At 59.4% G+C, this 16,288-nt stretch carries 15 protein-coding genes; 8 read left to right on the top strand and 7 right to left on the bottom strand.

From position 1 onward, the window contains the following. Positions 1-8 precede the first annotated feature (8 nt). Positions 9-341, bottom strand: coding sequence for a DMT family transporter (locus FGO67_RS13965; RefSeq protein WP_203301304.1), 333 nt, complete (start codon positions 339-341; stop codon positions 9-11). Between the two features lie 156 nt (positions 342-497). On the opposite strand from FGO67_RS13965, the gene FGO67_RS13960 reads away from it, so the two are divergent. The 4 genes from FGO67_RS13960 (at position 498) to FGO67_RS13945 (ending at position 6,909) form a co-directional block, all read left to right on the top strand. Next, complete coding sequence (locus tag FGO67_RS13960; protein ID WP_203301303.1) at positions 498-1,712, top strand: serine hydrolase domain-containing protein; 1,215 nt, start codon at positions 498-500, stop codon at positions 1,710-1,712. A 98-nt stretch (positions 1,713-1,810) separates the two neighbouring features. Further along, positions 1,811-3,088 (top strand): O-acetylhomoserine aminocarboxypropyltransferase/cysteine synthase family protein, encoded by a 1,278-nt coding sequence (locus FGO67_RS13955; RefSeq protein ID WP_203301302.1) that lies wholly within the window; start codon positions 1,811-1,813, stop codon positions 3,086-3,088. A 176-nt stretch (positions 3,089-3,264) separates the two neighbouring features. Then, a complete protein-coding gene (gene lipA / locus FGO67_RS13950) occupies positions 3,265-4,314 on the top strand; it encodes a lipoyl synthase (RefSeq protein ID WP_203301301.1) in 1,050 nt (349 codons plus the stop codon). Between the two features lie 99 nt (positions 4,315-4,413). Beyond that, positions 4,414-6,909 carry an efflux RND transporter permease subunit gene (locus FGO67_RS13945; protein WP_203301300.1) on the top strand — a complete coding sequence of 832 codons (2,496 nt, stop codon included), beginning with the start codon at positions 4,414-4,416 and terminating at the stop codon, positions 6,907-6,909. 62 nt (positions 6,910-6,971) lie between these two features. On the opposite strand, the gene FGO67_RS13940 is transcribed toward FGO67_RS13945, so the two are convergent. Then, entirely contained in the window at positions 6,972-7,430 is a 459-nt protein-coding gene (locus tag FGO67_RS13940) for a Spy/CpxP family protein refolding chaperone (protein WP_203301299.1), read from the bottom strand. A gap of 241 nt (positions 7,431-7,671) precedes the next feature. Between FGO67_RS13940 and ylqF the strand changes: the two genes are divergently transcribed. Beyond that, positions 7,672-8,604 carry a ribosome biogenesis GTPase YlqF gene (ylqF, locus tag FGO67_RS13935; RefSeq protein ID WP_203301298.1) on the top strand — a complete coding sequence of 311 codons (933 nt, stop codon included), beginning with the start codon at positions 7,672-7,674 and terminating at the stop codon, positions 8,602-8,604. Here the strand turns inward: ylqF and FGO67_RS13930 are convergent. Both FGO67_RS13930 and FGO67_RS13925 read right to left on the bottom strand, forming a co-directional pair. After that, complete coding sequence (locus FGO67_RS13930) at positions 8,558-9,328, bottom strand: helix-turn-helix domain-containing protein (RefSeq protein WP_203301297.1); 771 nt, start codon at positions 9,326-9,328, stop codon at positions 8,558-8,560. The genes ylqF and FGO67_RS13930 overlap by 47 nt on opposite strands. Before the next feature lie 121 nt (positions 9,329-9,449). Then, positions 9,450-9,983, bottom strand: a complete 534-nt coding sequence (locus tag FGO67_RS13925; protein WP_203301296.1) for an Mpo1 family 2-hydroxy fatty acid dioxygenase — start codon at positions 9,981-9,983, stop codon at positions 9,450-9,452. Between the two features lie 217 nt (positions 9,984-10,200). On the opposite strand from FGO67_RS13925, the gene fabB reads away from it, so the two are divergent. Continuing rightward, complete coding sequence (gene fabB, locus FGO67_RS13920; RefSeq protein ID WP_203301295.1) at positions 10,201-11,409, top strand: beta-ketoacyl-ACP synthase I; 1,209 nt, start codon at positions 10,201-10,203, stop codon at positions 11,407-11,409. 134 nt (positions 11,410-11,543) lie between these two features. Beyond that, complete coding sequence (fnr, locus tag FGO67_RS13915) at positions 11,544-12,296, top strand: fumarate/nitrate reduction transcriptional regulator Fnr (RefSeq protein ID WP_203301294.1); 753 nt, start codon at positions 11,544-11,546, stop codon at positions 12,294-12,296. Positions 12,297-12,319: 23 nt separating this feature from the next. Here the strand turns inward: fnr and FGO67_RS13910 are convergent, their stop codons facing one another. Next, positions 12,320-13,195 (bottom strand): sugar nucleotide-binding protein, encoded by an 876-nt coding sequence (locus FGO67_RS13910; protein ID WP_203301293.1) that lies wholly within the window; start codon positions 13,193-13,195, stop codon positions 12,320-12,322. Between the two features lie 162 nt (positions 13,196-13,357). Here FGO67_RS13910 and FGO67_RS13905 point away from each other — a divergent pair, with 162 nt between their 5' ends. Then, the gene (locus FGO67_RS13905; protein ID WP_203301292.1) at positions 13,358-13,714 is read left to right on the top strand and encodes a hypothetical protein; all 357 of its coding nucleotides are present in this window, start codon (positions 13,358-13,360) and stop codon (positions 13,712-13,714) included. Between the two features lie 18 nt (positions 13,715-13,732). Here the strand turns inward: FGO67_RS13905 and alr are convergent, their stop codons facing one another. Together alr and dnaB are read right to left on the bottom strand one after the other, a co-directional pair. Further along, on the bottom strand, positions 13,733-14,809 hold the full coding sequence (gene alr / locus FGO67_RS13900) for an alanine racemase (protein ID WP_203301291.1): 1,077 nt from the start codon (positions 14,807-14,809) through the stop codon (positions 13,733-13,735). Beyond that, on the bottom strand, positions 14,809-16,215 hold the full coding sequence (dnaB, locus tag FGO67_RS13895; RefSeq protein ID WP_203301290.1) for a replicative DNA helicase: 1,407 nt from the start codon (positions 16,213-16,215) through the stop codon (positions 14,809-14,811). Before dnaB ends, alr begins: the two co-directional genes overlap by 1 nt. Positions 16,216-16,288: the final 73 nt, after the last annotated feature.

The raw sequence follows: 16,288 nt of genomic DNA, 5'->3' as shown, positions 1-16,288 counted from the left end.
GTAAGAGGTCAGTGACCACCGGCCCGCGACAAAACATTCAGCACGAATACCCCTGATACGATCAGTGCCATGCCGACGATACCCCAGGCATCCAGCTTTTGATCGAACAGCAGCCATCCCGCAGCAGCCACCAGCACAATCCCCAGACCAGCCCAAATCGCATACGCGGTCCCCACCGGTATGCTTCGCAACGCCAGAGACAGAAGATAAAAGGCCACGCCATAGCCCACAACCACAATCACCGATGGCGTCAGCCGGGTAAAACCATCACTCGCCTTGAGCGACGAAGTGGCTACCACTTCCGCGACAATCGCAAACGCCAGGAACACCCAATTTGTCATTTATCGTCACCTCCCGAGGAATGGCGCGTCATTGTGCTGATTGGCGGTCGGGATGTGAATCCCGGCATTTCCCTACCCGGCCTGATCCGCCAGCCGCCACCCTTCTCGCCGCCGTCAGAATGGCATAAGCTCCGGTTTTACCCGAAGGAGTCCGTCATGCCCCAACCCAACGTTGTCGCCGGTTTGTCGCTGGATCGTCTGGAGCGCATTGCAAGTCATCTTGATGACAACTACATCAGTACCGGCAAGCTGCCCGGCGCCGTCACCCTGGTGGCCCGCCACGGGCAGGTGGTCTGGACTCATGCCCAGGGCTTGATGGACGTGGAGCGCAACAAGCCAGCACGGAACGACACCATTTTCCGCATCTACTCCATGACCAAACCGGTGACGTCCATCGCCATGATGCAGCTCTATGAGCAGGGGCGTTTCCTGCTGGACGACCCGGTGCACAAATACATTCCGGCGTGGCGCAACCTGGCAGTCTACAAAGCCGGAAGCTGGCCAAATTTCGAGACCCAACCGGTTACCCGCGCCATGACCGTGCGAGACCTGCTCACGCATATGTCGGGCCTGACCTATGGATTTCTGGAGCGCACCGAGGTTGATGCCGCCTACCGCCAGCTCAAACTGGATGGCAGTGGCACCCTGACCCTGGACAAACTGGTCGATCGGCTGGCCGATCTGCCATTGGAGTATTCACCCGGCACCGCCTGGAATTACTCGGTATCAACCGATGTGCTCGGTTACCTGGTACAGAAGCTGTCTGATCAACCACTCGACGACTACTTTCAGGAGCACATATTTGACCCGCTGGGCATGACGGATACCGGTTTCCAGGTACCTCAGGCCCAGCTGGATCGCTTTGCCGCCTGCTACCTGCATCAACCGGGTGACACCATGAAGCTGCAAGACGATCCGCAGCGTTCGCGCTACCTGAAAACCCCGGGGTTCCTTTCCGGCGGCGGCGGTCTGGTGTCCACGATCAGCGACTACCACCGGTTTGCCCAGGCCCTGTGCCAGGGCGGCGAGTATCAGGGCGAGCGCATCATCGGCCGAAAAACCCTGGAGTTCATGCGCAGCAACCATCTTCCCGGCAATCAGGATCTGCCGGCTTTGTCGATCGGTGCCTTCAGCGAAACGCCCTACGAGGGCAACGGCTTTGGCCTGGGTTTCTCGGTGAAAACGGACGTGGCCAAGTCCCACACCATCGGCTCCGTGGGCGAGTACGGCTGGGGTGGACTGGCCAGCACCAACTTCTTCGTCGATCCAGTGGAGGACATGGTGGTGGTTTTCATGACCCAGCTCATGCCCTCCTCAACCTACCCGATTCGGCAGGAACTGCGAGCAATGGTGCACGGCGCGCTCGTGTGACGGGTATTACAATCCGACCAATTCGGCGATTGGAAACTCTGTGGCATACTGCTGATCAACATCAATAACACCAACAAACCACAAGCAAGGAAGTTGCAATGAAACTCGAAACCCTGGCATTGCACGCGGGCTTCAGCGGAGACCCGGCAACCAACGCCGCAACCACCCCGATCTACCAGACCACCTCCTACACCTTTGACGACACCCAGCACGGTGCCGATCTGTTTGACCTGAAGGTGCAGGGCAATATCTACACCCGCATCATGAACCCCACCAACGGTGTTCTTGAGGAGCGGATGGCCCAGCTGGAAGGCGGCATTGGAGCTCTGGCCCTGGCATCCGGCATGGCAGCGATCACCTATGCCCTGCAGACCATCTGCAAGGTTGGCAACAACATTGTCAGCACCAGCCAGCTTTATGGCGGCACCTACAACCTGTTTGCCCACTCGTTGCCCAACCAGGGCATCGACTGTCGCATGGTCCCCCACGACGACTTTGACGCCGTTGAAAAGGCCATCGACGACAACACCCGCGCCCTGTTCTGCGAATCCATCGGCAACCCCGCCGGCAACGTGGTGGATATCCAGCGCTGGGCTGACATCGCCCACCGTCACGGCATCCCTCTGATCGTGGACAACACCGTGGCCACCCCATTCCTGTGCCGACCGTTCGAGCACGGGGCCGACATTGTGGTGCACTCCCTCACCAAGTACATCGGCGGCCACGGCACCACGGTCGCCGGCATTGTGGTGGATTCCGGCAAATTCGACTGGAAAGCCAGTGCCGACAAGTTTCCGATGCTGAACGAGCCAGACCCGTCCTACCACGGCGTGGTGTACACCGAGGCTCTGGGCGCCGCCGCGTTCATCGGCCGCTGCCGCGTGGTTCCGTTGCGCAACACCGGCGCTGCACTGGCACCGTTTAACGCCTTCCTGATCATGCAGGGCCTGGAAACCCTCTCCCTGCGTATGGAACGCCACTGCGAGAACGCTGAAAAAGTCGCCAACTTCCTGCAGCAGCATCCGTCCGTGGAGTGGGTCAATTACGCGGCGCTGGAGAACAGTCCGTTCAAGGCCACCTGTGAGAAGATCTGCGGCGGCAAGGCTTCGGGCATCCTGAGCTTTGGCATCAAAGGCGGCCACCAGGCCGGGGCCAAGTTCATCGACGCCCTGCAGCTGATCTACCGCCTGGTCAACATCGGTGATGCCAAGTCCCTGGCCTGTCACCCGGCCTCCACCACTCACCGCCAGCTGAGCCCGGACGAGCTCAAGAGCGCCGGCGTGAGTGAGGATCTGGTGCGACTGTCCATTGGCATAGAGCACGTCGACGATCTGATTGCCGACATCACCCAGGCCCTGGACGCCGCCCAGGCCTGATAAGCCGCTTCCCCCTTGCCGGGTACGACCAATGTCGTGCCCGGCAACCCCGTGATTGCCCCTACCTGCCTTGTAACTGGATCGTCCCGACATTACTCTTAAGGGCTGACCAATTTTTCTGCCTGAATGCCCATCGCATGTGCCTTGCCACATGCCCAAACGAGAGTCCCGTTGCTATGAGCGACAGCGCAAAGCCCCGCATCACCAGTGGTTCCAAGTTCCGTAACGAGCACGGCTTTTCCGCCATCAAGGATGGTATCAAGCGCAGTTCGGGCGAAACCTCGGAATCCAAACCGGTAGAGCGCAAGCCCAAGTGGCTGCGGGCCAAGATGCCCGGTGGCGAACGTTACGAGGCCGTTCGCAAGAACGTCAGCGACCATCGTTTGAGCACGGTGTGCCAGGAATCCCACTGCCCTAACATCGGCGAATGCTGGGCAGCCGGTACTGCCACCATCATGGTAATGGGCTCTGTCTGCACCCGGGCATGCAGATTCTGTGCGGTGGACACCGGCAACCCCAAGGGCTGGCTTGATCACGACGAGCCAGACAACACCGCCAAGTCGGTAGAATTGATGGGGCTGCGCTACATTGTTCTGACTTCGGTCGACCGGGACGATCTGGACGACGGCGGTGCTGCCCATTATGCGGCCTGTGTGTCGGCCATCAAGCAGCGGACCCCACAGGTAGCCGTTGAAGCCCTGACCCCGGATTTCGACGCGGTCATGCCCCACGTAGAGAAGGTGGTGGATTCCGGCCTGGACGTATTCGCCCAGAACGTCGAAACCGTAGAGCGCCTGACCAGCCGGGTCCGTGACCCCCGTGCCGGCTACGAAAAAACCCTCAGCGTACTGGCTCACGCCAAGAAGCATCGGCCCGACGTGCTCACCAAGACCAGCCTGATGCTGGGCCTGGGTGAAACCGAAGAGGAAATCCTGAAAACCATGGACGACCTTCGTGCCATCGGGGTCGACATCCTGACCCTCGGCCAATACTTGCGCCCGACACCGAACCACCTACCGGTGGAGCGCTATGTCACGCCGGAAGAGTTCAACCGATACCGGGAACTGGGCCTGGAAAAAGGCTTTATGGAAGTGCCCTCAGGCCCGATGGTGCGCTCAAGCTACCGAGCCGATAAGGTCTTTGACCAAAACAACCTGGGCCTTGCGGTGCCGGAGGTTCCGCAGGTCGACAACGCCATGCAGATTCCGGTTAAAGCAGTCGACTGATCCTGCGCCGCCAGGCGCCAAACAAAGCCCGGCCAAAGGTCACAGTTCGCGGCACTTTGTGGCACACTCTGCACTCGTTTTCAGCTGAGTAGTTGCTTCATGAACCGGTTCAGTACCCTGTACGATCGCCTGATCCTTGCTCGTCCCCTGGTAGTTCTGGGTATTTTTGCCCTCCTGCTGGCCGTGGCAGCCATCAAATTTGGCCAGTTCCGGCTGGATGCCTCGGCCGAATCCCTGGTGTTGGAGAACGATCGATCGCTGGAGCAGTACCGCGAGGTCAACCGTCGCTTCACTACGTCCGACGACTTCCTCATCGTGACCTACACCCCCAAGAGTGAACTCTTTTCCGAGGCCGGGCTGGACCGGCTTCAGGCCCTGCGCGATGAGCTGCAGGCGCTGCCGGCGGTGGGCTCCACCAACAGCATCCTGAACGTGCCCCTGCTGCACAGCCCCGAGCTGACTCTGGACACCGTCGATGCCGAGATAAAGACCGTAGATGAAGACAATGTCCCGCCAGACACCGCCCGCTCTGCCCTCTTGGACAACCCGCTCTACCCCAACCTGTTAATCAGCGAAGATGCCCGGACCACCGCCATTCAGGTTAATCTACCGACGCCGGAACGGTACTTTGAGCTGTTGCGGCAACGAAACCAGCTGCGTGACGAGGTAGAGGCTGGCGATGCCTCTGCCGCCGAGCGGGAACAACTGGAAGCGGCCCAGCAAGCTTTCATCGGCTTTACTGAAACCCAGGGTAAGGAACGCGACGCCACCATCGAGCGCGTGCGAGGCATCCTTGATAGCTACCGCGACGGCGCCGAGATCCATCTTGGCGGCGTGCCTATGATCGTGTCGGACATGATTCGCTTCATCAAAAACGACCTATCCACCTTCGGGCTGGGGGTGCTGGCGTTTCTGGTGCTGACCCTGGTTATCATCTTCCGCCAGTGGCGCTGGGTGCTGGTGCCACTGCTGTGCTGTGGCTTTACCGTGTGGCTTATGATCGGTTTCCTGGGCTGGGCTCAGTGGCCGGTTACCGTGATTTCCGCCAACTTTATTGCACTGCTGCTGATCATGACCCTGTCCCTGACCATTCACCTGATGGTGCGGTACCGGGAGTTCCAGCATGACGACACCGAGGGTGACCCCCGGGAAACCCTGCGCCAGACCCTAACCGCCATGTTCAAACCCTGCTTTTACATGGCCATCACCACTATCGTGGCCTTTGGCTCTCTGACGTTCAGTGGCATCCGCCCGGTGATCGACTTCGGCTGGATGATGACCCTGGGCCTGACCGTTGCCTTCCTGATCACCTTTCTTATCTTCCCGGTACTGCTGCGGCTGCTGCCACCAAAGGCGGACTGGACCGTCACCTCCGACCAGGTGCCGTTTACCGACACCTTTGCCCGCTTCACCGAACGGTTCGGCAAATCCGTACTGGTGGGCTCAGCGGTCATTGCGATTCTGTGTGCCATCGGGGTGAGCCGGCTGACGGTGGAGAACAGTTTCATTGACTACTTCAAGCCGTCGACCGAAATCCACAAGGGCATGATCACCATTGACGACCGCCTCGGTGGCACCACGCCTCTGGACATCGTGATTACCGACGAGCCGGCGCCGGAGAACGCTGGCGCCGACAGCGATCCGTTCGCCAGCAGTTGCGACCCCTTCGTCGAGGACTGTGGCGATGGTGAGGAATACCGGGATACCTGGTACACCTACCAAAAGATGCAACGGCTGGAGCAGGTGCACGACTACCTCAATAGCCTGCCGGAAACCGGCAAGGTGCTCTCCATTATCACCACACTGGATATCCTGGCCCAGATCAATCAGGGCGAACGGCTGGACGCGCTGGAACTGGCTTTCGTACCTGCAGCGGTTCCGGATGATCTACAGGACACCCTGCTGACACCGTACATTTCCGAGGAACACGACCAGGCCCGGTTCAGCATCCGAATTCTGGAAACCATGCCGGAGCTGCGCCGACAGGCCCTGCTGGACCGTATCCGCACTCACCTGACCACCGAACTTGGCTACGAGGAGGATCAGGTGCTGTTTACCGGCATGACAGTCATGTACAACAACATGCTGCAGAGCCTGTTCGATTCCCAGATCAAGACCATCGGCGCGGTCTTCGTGGTAATCACCGCCATGTTCCTGCTGCTGTTTCGCTCACTCAAGCTGGCCCTGATCGGCATAGCGCCCAACCTGATCGCCGCCGGCTCGGTGCTGGGCCTGATGGGCTGGCTCGGGATTCCACTGGACATGATGACCATCACCATTGCGGCCATTACCGTCGGCATCGCCGTGGACGACACCATTCACTACATCCACCGGTTCAAGACCGAATTCGCCAAGGACCGGGACTACCTGGCCACCATGCATCGCTGCCACCGCAGTATCGGCCGGGCCATGTTCTACACCTCACTGACCATCGTCGCCGGGTTCTCGATCCTGGTGCTCTCAAACTTTATCCCGACCATCTACTTCGGGCTGTTTACCGGCTTCGCGATGTTCATGGCATTGCTGGGCGCACTGACCCTGCTGCCGCGACTGATCATACTGGTCCGCCCCTTCGGTCCGAACGGGGCCGAATAAAAGGACAAAAAAAGGCCGCATCCAAGGATGCGGCCTTCTTCATTCAGCGTAACCTGAGCGGTTTACTGACCCTGCTGCTGCATCTGCTGCTGCATCATCTGCTGCTGTTGCTGACGCTGCTGCTGCATTTGCTGCATGCGCTTGTCCAGGGTATCGCGCTGCTCTTCGGTAAACACGCTGTCCACTTTCGCCTGCATCAGGGTGGACAGGGCCGCGATCTCTCCGGTTACATCGCCGAGCTCTTCGGCGTTGTCACGAATGGAATCTTCATCGTACTCCGGCTTGATCTCAGCCTGCATCTGCTGCTGCAGAGCGCGGGCTTCCTGGCGGAGCTTGGCAATCTTGTCCTGCTTCTCATCGATGATGCCTCGGATCTCGGTTTGCTGATCATCGGACAGGCCAACCATCTGTGCCAGCTGATCCACCTGATCCGGCTGACCACCAGCGGCTTGCTGTGCAACCGCAGGCGCGGACAAGCTCAGTGCGACAACAGCGGTACCAAACATCTTTGCGAGCTTCATAGAGTTCTCCGTTATCGGGGTGGCCACAATTTAAAACCACCGATTCATGCCAGTTATGTTGTTCAGGTTGTACACCCTAAAACATCACGACGCCGATTTTCACCCCGATACCCCTCCTTTTTGTACACATTTCTCGACCTATTAGCGCTCAGCCCGCCACACAAGCGGGCCGAAACAAATGTGAAAATTTAGTCATTCCCCTTCATAATGGCGCCGACCAACGACCTCCGGAGTATATGAGATGGCTATTAACTGGTTTCCAGGGCACATGCACAAGGCCCGCAAGGAGATCAAGCAGGTCATGCCGCAGATGGACCTCATCATTGAGGTGCTGGATGCGCGCATCCCGTTCAGCAGCGAAAATCCGCTGGTACCTTCCCTGCGTGGCGACAAACCGCTCATCAAGGTGCTGAACAAACGAGATCTGGCCGATCCGGAGATTACCCAACAGTGGCAGAACTGGCTTGAAAAGGAACGGGGGGTGCGCACCATCACCCTGACCCACAACCAGCGCAACGAAGCCCTGGGCATCCTCAAGCTCGCCCAGGAGATGACGCCCGATCACGACCGCCAGAAAAGCGCCCTGCGGGTGATGATCCTGGGCATTCCCAACGTCGGCAAGTCCACCATCATTAATACCCTGGCAGGCCGGCCCGCGGCCAAGACCGGCAACGAACCGGCGGTGACCCGGGCTCAGCAGGCCATCAAGCTGCCGGACAACATCCTGCTCTACGACACCCCCGGCTTCCTCTGGCCCAAGCTGTCACCGGAAGCCTGCGGCTATCGCCTGGCAGTGACCGGGGCCATTCGCAGCTCGGTGCTGGATTTTGAAGATGTCGCGCTGTTCGAGGCGGACTTTCTCCGCCAGGCCTATCCGGAACTGATCAAAAACCGCTACGGTTTTGAGGAACTGCCTGTGGATGGTCTGGCGGTGATGGACGGCATTGCCGCCAAACGCCGGTTCTTTGGTCGCGGCGGCGTACCCGACCTGCACAAGGTGTCTGAGATTCTGTTGAATGAATTCCGGGCCGGCACCCTGGGTCGGGTGTCACTGGAAACCCCGGCGATGGTTGAGCAGGAAGCCGAGGAGGCTGCCCGGGCCGCCGCCGAAAAAGCCGAGCAGGAAGCTACGAAAGAGAAGGGGAAGAAGAAAGACCGCAGCGGCAAACGGTGAACGCACCGGTGGTCACGTACTCCGAGGGCATGGCATCGAACATGCCCCGGGCGGTGCGGACAAAATGGGGTTGGTCGTAGAAGCCTGCATCCATCGCCAGCTGGGACATCGACTTGCCCCGCTCCCACTGCGCCAAAACCTGGTTCATTTTCAGGTGCAGCAAAAAGCGCCGCAAGGTTACACCGGTTTGCTGCCGAAACAGATGACTCAGCCGCGACGACGACAATCCTACTGCCTGCGCCAACAGGGCAACATCCACCTTGTCCGGCAACTGACTGCGGAGCTCGTCACAGATCGTCCGCACTCGCCTGTCCATGGGCTCTGGCGCGCCACCCAACTGCTTTACAGCGCTCGACAGAGCCTGCCAGGCCGCCTGGCAATCACCGGGCACGGCACTGGGTAGGCCCGCCCCGATTACCGGAAGATCCGCCGATGGCTGATCACCGAGCCTGTGCCGCAGGGCCCGCCAGAAATCACTGTCCGGATCGAGCTGGGCACACCACATCCGGGTGCCACCGGGATCAAGGGATTGTTCAACGTCCGGCGCCACCAGGGCAGCCGAGGTCGTGCGCCAGTGACCATCAACCTGCAATCGGAAAGGGCCGTCGAGGCCGACCAGCCAGGACGCACTGATGTGCCGATGAGGTCGGTTCGGTATCAGGTGCCCGATCACCTGCCAGTGATCGGGCCAGAGGAACAGGGTGCCGCGTGGCGAATGGTGCATATCCGGGCCGTTTGTCTGTTGGTTAGGGTGCCCAAAGCATACCTCAGGACAGCCTTTTCTCCAGCCCACGTGCGACCGCCCTACGCGCCCTCCGGGAAGATGGCGCGGGCAATTGAATCACTCAGTGACCCTGAATCTGTCCCTCGGCGTGGTCTTTGCCGTGGCTTCGCTGGGCGTGGGGCACAGGCAAACCAAGCTTGGACGCAAACTCGATACTGACAAAGATTGGCCCGATCAGCAGGAACACCAAGTCTTCCACAAACGATGGCTTTTTACCTTCGATCTTGTGGCCATAGACTTGCAGGGCCCAGGCCGCGATCCAGACCACAAGACTGCTCCAGAACAGCGACCACCCGGCAGCCAGGACACCCTGGATGATCAGGGCCGAGACCGCGAACCAGCCGGCCATTAACACAAACACCCCAAACGACAGGCGCAGGTAAACCAAACCGGAGATCGCCGCCAGCAGGGTCGCCCCATTCACCCATTCGCCCGCCGTGCCGCTCAGGCCGAGCCAGCTGCCAACAGGAATCAGCCAGAGCAGGCCGAGGGTTGAGAACACAATGGCGGGCACACACACGATGTGGACCCATTGATTGAAATTATTCTGGTGACTGTCGCCATAATCACCCAGGAACTGCGCCAGTGTACGCATATTCAGATCTCCGATGTTGTTGTCGTTAATAACCGCCACTTTAACAGGCGCTTGGGCTTCAACCTTGTACGTAACAGCTATCCTTCGAGGTGACGAACCACCCTCTGCCCCTTACCAAGGTCAAATATCCCGGGCCTGGCAAAGGGCCTACACTTGGGGACAACAGCATTGATCGCATGACTTTGCCCCACCCGGGCGAGTCGCACAGGAGGAATGTATGAGACGCGTTGTCGTCACCGGCATGGGCATTGTGTCCTGCCTCGGAAATTCGCTGGATGAAGTCCTGGACAGCCTGAAACACGGAAAATCCGGCATCCGCTTCAATGAAACCTACAAAGAAATGGGCTTTCGCAGCCAGGTTTCGGGCTCGCCAGACGTGGACACCTCAGTGATCGATCGCAAGGTGCGGCGTTTCATGGGGCCCTCGGCCATGTACAGCTATTTGTCCATGGAACAGGCGATCGCCCAGGCCGGTCTGACCGAAGACCTGATTTCCAATGACCGCACCGGCCTGATTGCCGGTTCCGGTGGTGCGTCCTGCTCCAGCCAGGTCGAAGCGACCGACATCATGCGGGAAAAAGGCGTCAAGCGTATTGGGCCTTACATGGTGCCACGGATCATGACCAGCACCGTATCGGCGTGCCTGGCCACCGCTTACAAGATTCGGGGCGTGAACTATTCCATGTCGTCTGCCTGCGCCACCAGCGCCCACTGTATCGGCCATGCCATGGAGCAGATTCAGGCGGGCAAGCAGGACATCGTTTTCGCCGGTGGCGGTGAAGAAGAGGACTGGAGCCTGACCATGATGTTCGACGCCATGGGCGCCCTGTCCACCAAGTACAACGATGCGCCGGCAACGGCCTCGCGCCCGTTCGACAGCGGCCGGGACGGCTTTGTTATCGCCGGTGGCGGTGGCATGGTGGTACTGGAAGAGCTGGAGCACGCCAAAAAGCGCGGCGCCAATATCATTGCTGAACTGACCGGCTACGGCGCTACATCCGATGGCTACGACATGGTCGCACCCTCTGGCGAAGGTGCCCAGCGCTGCATGAAGCAGGCCATGGCAACCATTCGCGGCAAGGTTCAATACATCAACGCCCACGGCACCAGTACACCAGTGGGCGACGTGGCTGAAATGGGCGCGGTACGCGACACCTTCGGTGCAGACATACCGGCCATCTCGTCGACCAAGTCGCTGTCCGGGCATTCCCTGGGCGCTGCCGGGGTCCACGAGGCCATTTACTCATTACTGATGCTGCAGAACGGGTTCATGGCCGGCACTGCCAACCTGCAAACCGTCGATGAAAAGATCAGTAACATGCCCCTCGTCGGTCCGGCCTCGAAAACCGCTGAGCTGTCCACCGTCATGTCCAACAGCTTTGGTTTCGGCGGCACCAACGCCTCACTGGTGTTCGAGAAACTTTGATTCTGGTTGGGAGGACAGGCCAGCGGGCCTGACCTCCCCTTCCACTGCAATACCCGGGCCCGCCCTTCTCATTGTCAAACCACTGCATCCGTACTATGTTTGAAACTTGATCAGGATCAATTTGGAAAGTGTCCATGGCCCAAACTCTCCCCTTCCGGCAGGTGTCTTCGCCACTCAAGGCCTCCTGTCATACCTGCAGCCTGAGTAACCTGTGCCTGCCACTCGCGATAAATGAAACCGACCTCGAGAGCCTGGAAGACATCGTCCAACAAGGACGGATCTACAGCCGGGGTGAGCACATTTTCGACCAAAGTACGCCCTTCCGCTCCTGTTTTGCAGTGCGCAGTGGGTCGGTAAAGACATCGATTGTTTCCGAGCATGGCGAGGAACAGATAACGGGCTTTTTCCTGCCCGGAGAGTTGGTGGGGCTCGACAGCATGAGTGGCGATCACTACGCCTGCACCGCCAAAGCACTGGAGCGGACCAGTATCTGCGAATTTCCCGTGCAGAAGCTGGAAGAGCTGACAACCAGGCTACCTGGCCTTCAGCACCACATGTACCACCTGATGAGCCAGGAAATTCAGCACAGCCACCAGCTGAACATGCTGTTGAGCAAGAACACCGCCGAAGAACGCATTGCCGCGCTGCTACTGTCGCTGTCCAGCCGGTTTCAGCGCCGACGCCTGTCCGGCACCCGTTTCAGCCTACCGATGGCACGCAACGACATTGCCAATTTCTTGGGCCTGGCGGTTGAAACCGTCAGTCGGGTATTTACCCGGTTCCAGAATCAGGGCCTGATCAAAGCCCGCGGGCGTGAGGTTGAGTTGTTGGATGTACCAGCACTGCAAGGGGTTTCCCGGGAGTTATCCCAGCAGGCTTGCCCATAGCAGGCTGCAGCCGGGGCTGGGACTCAGTCGACCGGCGCCTTCTCATCCTGCCCATTTTGCGCTTTCATCATGGCGAACTCGTCCACCAATCCGGAGCGCCAGGGTAACTGCTTGATGCCGAAAGTGTTGCGGATCTTGGTGCAGATCAATGTGGTGTTCACCGGCTCCAGGTGCCCCCAGCCCGGCACCTCATCCACCACCCGGATATCTTCGGGAATACCCGGAAGTCCGGCAATGGCCAGCCCAAGCTCATACAGGTTGATCTCCTCGGCCCCGGCATACTGAAACGTCCCCCAGACCTCGGCACCGCAATCGATCTGCTGAATCACCGCTGTGACCACCCGGGCAAGATCCCGGACTGCCACCGGCTGGCCCCGACAACGCCCGGGCAACATCAGGGTTTCGCCGGATGCAGTGCTGGCCTGAACCTTGCGAATAAAGCGGGCCAGACTCCAGCCGGTGCGCAGAATAATATGGCGAGGCAACAAAGTCCGAAGGGCCTGCTCGCATTCCCACTGCCAGTTGCCCAGCTCGTTACAGGGATGCCCTGGATTCGAGGTGATATAACCCGTTTGCTTGCGTCCATCGAATACATAGCACGACGACAGCTGTAACAATGCCATACCACGATCACGGGCAAACTCGGCAAGAGCTACAGGCAGGGAAAAGGCAGCCTTATGAGTGCTCTCAGGATCGTCCTGGGCCACTTCCGGATCAGACAGCCACAGCGCATTGACGATCAGATCGGTGTCTTCGGGAATCCAGTTTTCCAGGGCATTGAGATTGGCACCGGCAGGATCGCTGACCAGCAAAGGGCTGACCTGTAGTGGCGTCTCGCGGAGACACTCCAGCACCAATTTGCCCAAGGGGCCATAATCATGAACAACAAGCACGTGCACGAGGGGTCAAAGCCTCCAGAACTTCACTGATTTGACGGAATTGCCGAACCGGTCTGGCCAATGGTTAACAGGGATCGGTCTCTACAATAACAGCCAACTACAAGCGCTGGCAGTTTTTCTCTTTACCTTTTCTTTCAACAGTCTACAACAGCAGGATCCGAGATGCTGAAACAACAGAGCCACATCGTGGCACCCATTCCCGACGAACTGCGTACCCGGGCACTTTACACCGTAGAACAGCTGCGAGAACGCGGTAAGGCCGACAAGGTCGCCATCGACCAGCTGTTTGATCTTATTGTGGAACTGACCGACGCAGGTCTCGACTTCTTTTTCCTTGAGCCACTACGCCGGCTGAACGCCGGCAGCATGATGATGGGTATGGCCAAAGTGGGCATCAGCAGCATGCTCAAGGGCAGCAAAATGGTGGTGCACAAGGTCTTGAAAAAACTGGACGATCGAAGCCTGGCCGCGATTCTGGATTTCATTGCAGAAATCATTCACGAGCCGGAACCGGCCTGAACCAGTCCCGGCTGTCAGCTAAAAATAGACGCGAGGCACCCGAGCCGTGATGCCCGTCAGCAGCTCATAGGAAATAGTACCGGCGCAGCTGGCCACGTCATCCACGGCCACGGCTCCACCCCAGAGCTCAACCAGGTCACCGGCCTTGGCATCGGGCGCGTTGCTCAGATCCACCGCGAGCATGTCCATGGACACCCGACCCAGCAGGCGAATCCGCTGGCCATTGACGGCAGCGGGCGTGCCGGTGCCAGCGTGGCGCGGGTAGCCGTCGCCGTAGCCGATAGCCACCATCCCCATCGGGGTATCCCGGTCGGCAACGAAACCAGCACCGTAGCCAATCGACTCACCGGCACGGACCGTGCGGGTGGTGATCAACGGTGCTTCCAATGACATCACCGGTTTTAGGCCCAGCTCCGGGCCGGTCTGAGCCAGCTTTGGCGAGCCGCCGTAGAGCATGATGCCGGGCCGGCTCCAGTCATACAGGGGCTGATCGTGGATGAAATGGGCGGCGGAATTACCGACGCTCTTCATCAGTTCGGGCCAGGCCGCGGTGGCCTGTTCGAAACACAAGGTCTGTTCCCTGGTCATTGAGCTGGCATCGTCGTCGGCGCAGGCAAAATGGGTAACGAAACCCAGCAATCCCGGGCGCGCGCCCATGGCATCGAGGCGTGTCATCACCTGAGCCAGCTCATCGGGCTGAAACCCGAGCCGATTCATGCCACTGTTTACCTTGAGCCAAAACGCCGGTCGGGCGCCGGTCTGAGCCAGCCAGTCTAGCTGGTGATGGCCGTGTACCACCGGCTCGAATCCCCGCCGGGCACACAATTCTAAATCTTCCTGGGCGTGCACGCCCTGCAACATGACCACCGGTTGCAGCAAACCGGCATCTCGTATGGCCTCCGCCTCACCGAGACAGGCCACTGCGTACTTGGGGGCGTCCTCGGCCAGAGCCTGAGCCACCGACACAATGCCATGGCCATAGCCATCCGCTTTCACCACCGCCATCGACAGGGCCGGCGCGGCGCGCTCGGAAGCCAGCCGGTAATTATGGCGCAACGCCTCCAGATCAATTCGGGCAACGGTACTGCGCGGCATCAGTATTCACCACCATAATCGCCGTAGTTACCGTGGGCGAGATCCTCGAACTTGGTGAACTTACCGATAAACGCCAGACGAATGGTGCCGATCGGGCCGTTCCGCTGCTTACCGATGATGATCTCCGCGATGCCCTTGTCCTGGGTATCTTCGTTATACACCTCGTCCCGGTACACAAACATGATGACGTCGGCGTCCTGCTCGATGGCGCCGGATTCCCGCAAGTCCGAGTTCACCGGGCGTTTGTTGGGCCGTTGCTCCAGGCTTCGGTTGAGCTGGGACAGGGCCACCACCGGGCAACTCAACTCCTTGGCAATACCCTTAAGGGACCGGGAAATCTCGGAGATCTCGGCGGTCCGGCCCTCGGTGTTGCCGGGCACCCGCATCAGCTGCAGGTAGTCGACCATGATCAGGCCGATCTTGCCGTCGTTTTCCCGGGCAATCCGCCGGGCCCGGGACCGCATTTCGGTCGGGCTCAGACCCGGGGTGTCGTCGATGTAGAGAGGCTTGTCCTTGAGCAGGCTCACCGCCGAGGTCAGGCGGGGCCAGTCATCCTCTTCGAGCTTACCGCCCCGGACCTTGGTCTGGTCAATCCGGCCGAGGGACGACAGCATCCGCATGGCCAGCGCATCCGCGGGCATCTCCATACTGAACACCAGCACGGGCGTACCGCTACTGATCAGCGCGTTTTCAACAATGTTCATGGCGAAGGTGGTCTTACCCATGGAGGGCCGCCCTGCCACGATAATCAAATCGGCCGGCTGCATACCGGAGGTCTGGTCGTCCAGATCCCGAAACCCGGTGGTGAGGCCGGTGGTCTGCTCACCGGATTCAAACAGTTCTTCAATCCGGCTCAGGGTCTTGGTCAGGATCGGGTTGATCCCCTGCGGGCCAGAACCTTCCTTGACCCGGGATTCTGCAATCTGGAATACGTTGCGCTCGGCCTCATCCAGAATCTCGTTACTGTTGCGGCCCTGGGGGTTGAAGGCCGAGTCCGAAATCTTGCCAGACACTTCCACCAGTTGACGCAGTACCGATCGCTCACGGACGATATCGGCATAGGCCCGAATATTGGCAGCACCCGGAGTTTTCTCCGCCAGTTCGGCCAGGTACGCCAGACCGCCAGCATCTTCGATATCCCCGGCACGCTCCAGAAATTCCGCCAGCGTGACCACATCCAGAGGTTCACTTTCACTGGCCAGGCGCTCTACTGCCCCGAAAATCAGACGGTGATCCTGACGGTAGAAGTCCCCAGCGGAAATGATTTCCGACACTTCATCGAACCGACGGTTATCGAGCATCAGACCACCCAGCACTGCCTGTTCGGCTTCAACCGAATGCGGTGGCACTTTGATGCGACTGGTTTCTAGATCACTACTGGCGGGTTTCAGATTGGGCTTGGCCATAACAACGTCTTCTGATGGGTAACACGAATGGTCCAGTTTACGGGGAACGCTTCGGGTTTGGGAGAGGCTTAGA

The organism is Marinobacter sediminum (assembly GCF_016820575.1).
Classification (GTDB): domain Bacteria; phylum Pseudomonadota; class Gammaproteobacteria; order Pseudomonadales; family Oleiphilaceae; genus Marinobacter; species Marinobacter sediminum.
Note: the sequence above shows the minus strand (reverse complement) of the source record. Positions and strands in the feature narration are given on the sequence as shown.

Coding starts and splice junctions, on each gene's coding strand:
- fabB (WP_203301295.1), top strand. CDS start 10,201: ATGAGACGCGTTGTCGTCACCGGCATGGGCATTGTGTCCTGCCTCGGA.
- FGO67_RS13905 (WP_203301292.1), top strand. CDS start 13,358: ATGCTGAAACAACAGAGCCACATCGTGGCACCCATTCCCGACGAACTG.
- ylqF (WP_203301298.1), top strand. CDS start 7,672: ATGGCTATTAACTGGTTTCCAGGGCACATGCACAAGGCCCGCAAGGAG.
- lipA (WP_203301301.1), top strand. CDS start 3,265: ATGAGCGACAGCGCAAAGCCCCGCATCACCAGTGGTTCCAAGTTCCGT.
- FGO67_RS13945 (WP_203301300.1), top strand. CDS start 4,414: ATGAACCGGTTCAGTACCCTGTACGATCGCCTGATCCTTGCTCGTCCC.
- FGO67_RS13940 (WP_203301299.1), bottom strand. CDS start 7,430: ATGAAGCTCGCAAAGATGTTTGGTACCGCTGTTGTCGCACTGAGCTTG.
- FGO67_RS13960 (WP_203301303.1), top strand. CDS start 498: ATGCCCCAACCCAACGTTGTCGCCGGTTTGTCGCTGGATCGTCTGGAG.
- FGO67_RS13930 (WP_203301297.1), bottom strand. CDS start 9,328: ATGCACCATTCGCCACGCGGCACCCTGTTCCTCTGGCCCGATCACTGG.
- FGO67_RS13925 (WP_203301296.1), bottom strand. CDS start 9,983: ATGCGTACACTGGCGCAGTTCCTGGGTGATTATGGCGACAGTCACCAG.
- dnaB (WP_203301290.1), bottom strand. CDS start 16,215: ATGGCCAAGCCCAATCTGAAACCCGCCAGTAGTGATCTAGAAACCAGT.
- alr (WP_203301291.1), bottom strand. CDS start 14,809: ATGCCGCGCAGTACCGTTGCCCGAATTGATCTGGAGGCGTTGCGCCAT.
- FGO67_RS13965 (WP_203301304.1), bottom strand. CDS start 341: ATGACAAATTGGGTGTTCCTGGCGTTTGCGATTGTCGCGGAAGTGGTA.
- fnr (WP_203301294.1), top strand. CDS start 11,544: ATGGCCCAAACTCTCCCCTTCCGGCAGGTGTCTTCGCCACTCAAGGCC.
- FGO67_RS13955 (WP_203301302.1), top strand. CDS start 1,811: ATGAAACTCGAAACCCTGGCATTGCACGCGGGCTTCAGCGGAGACCCG.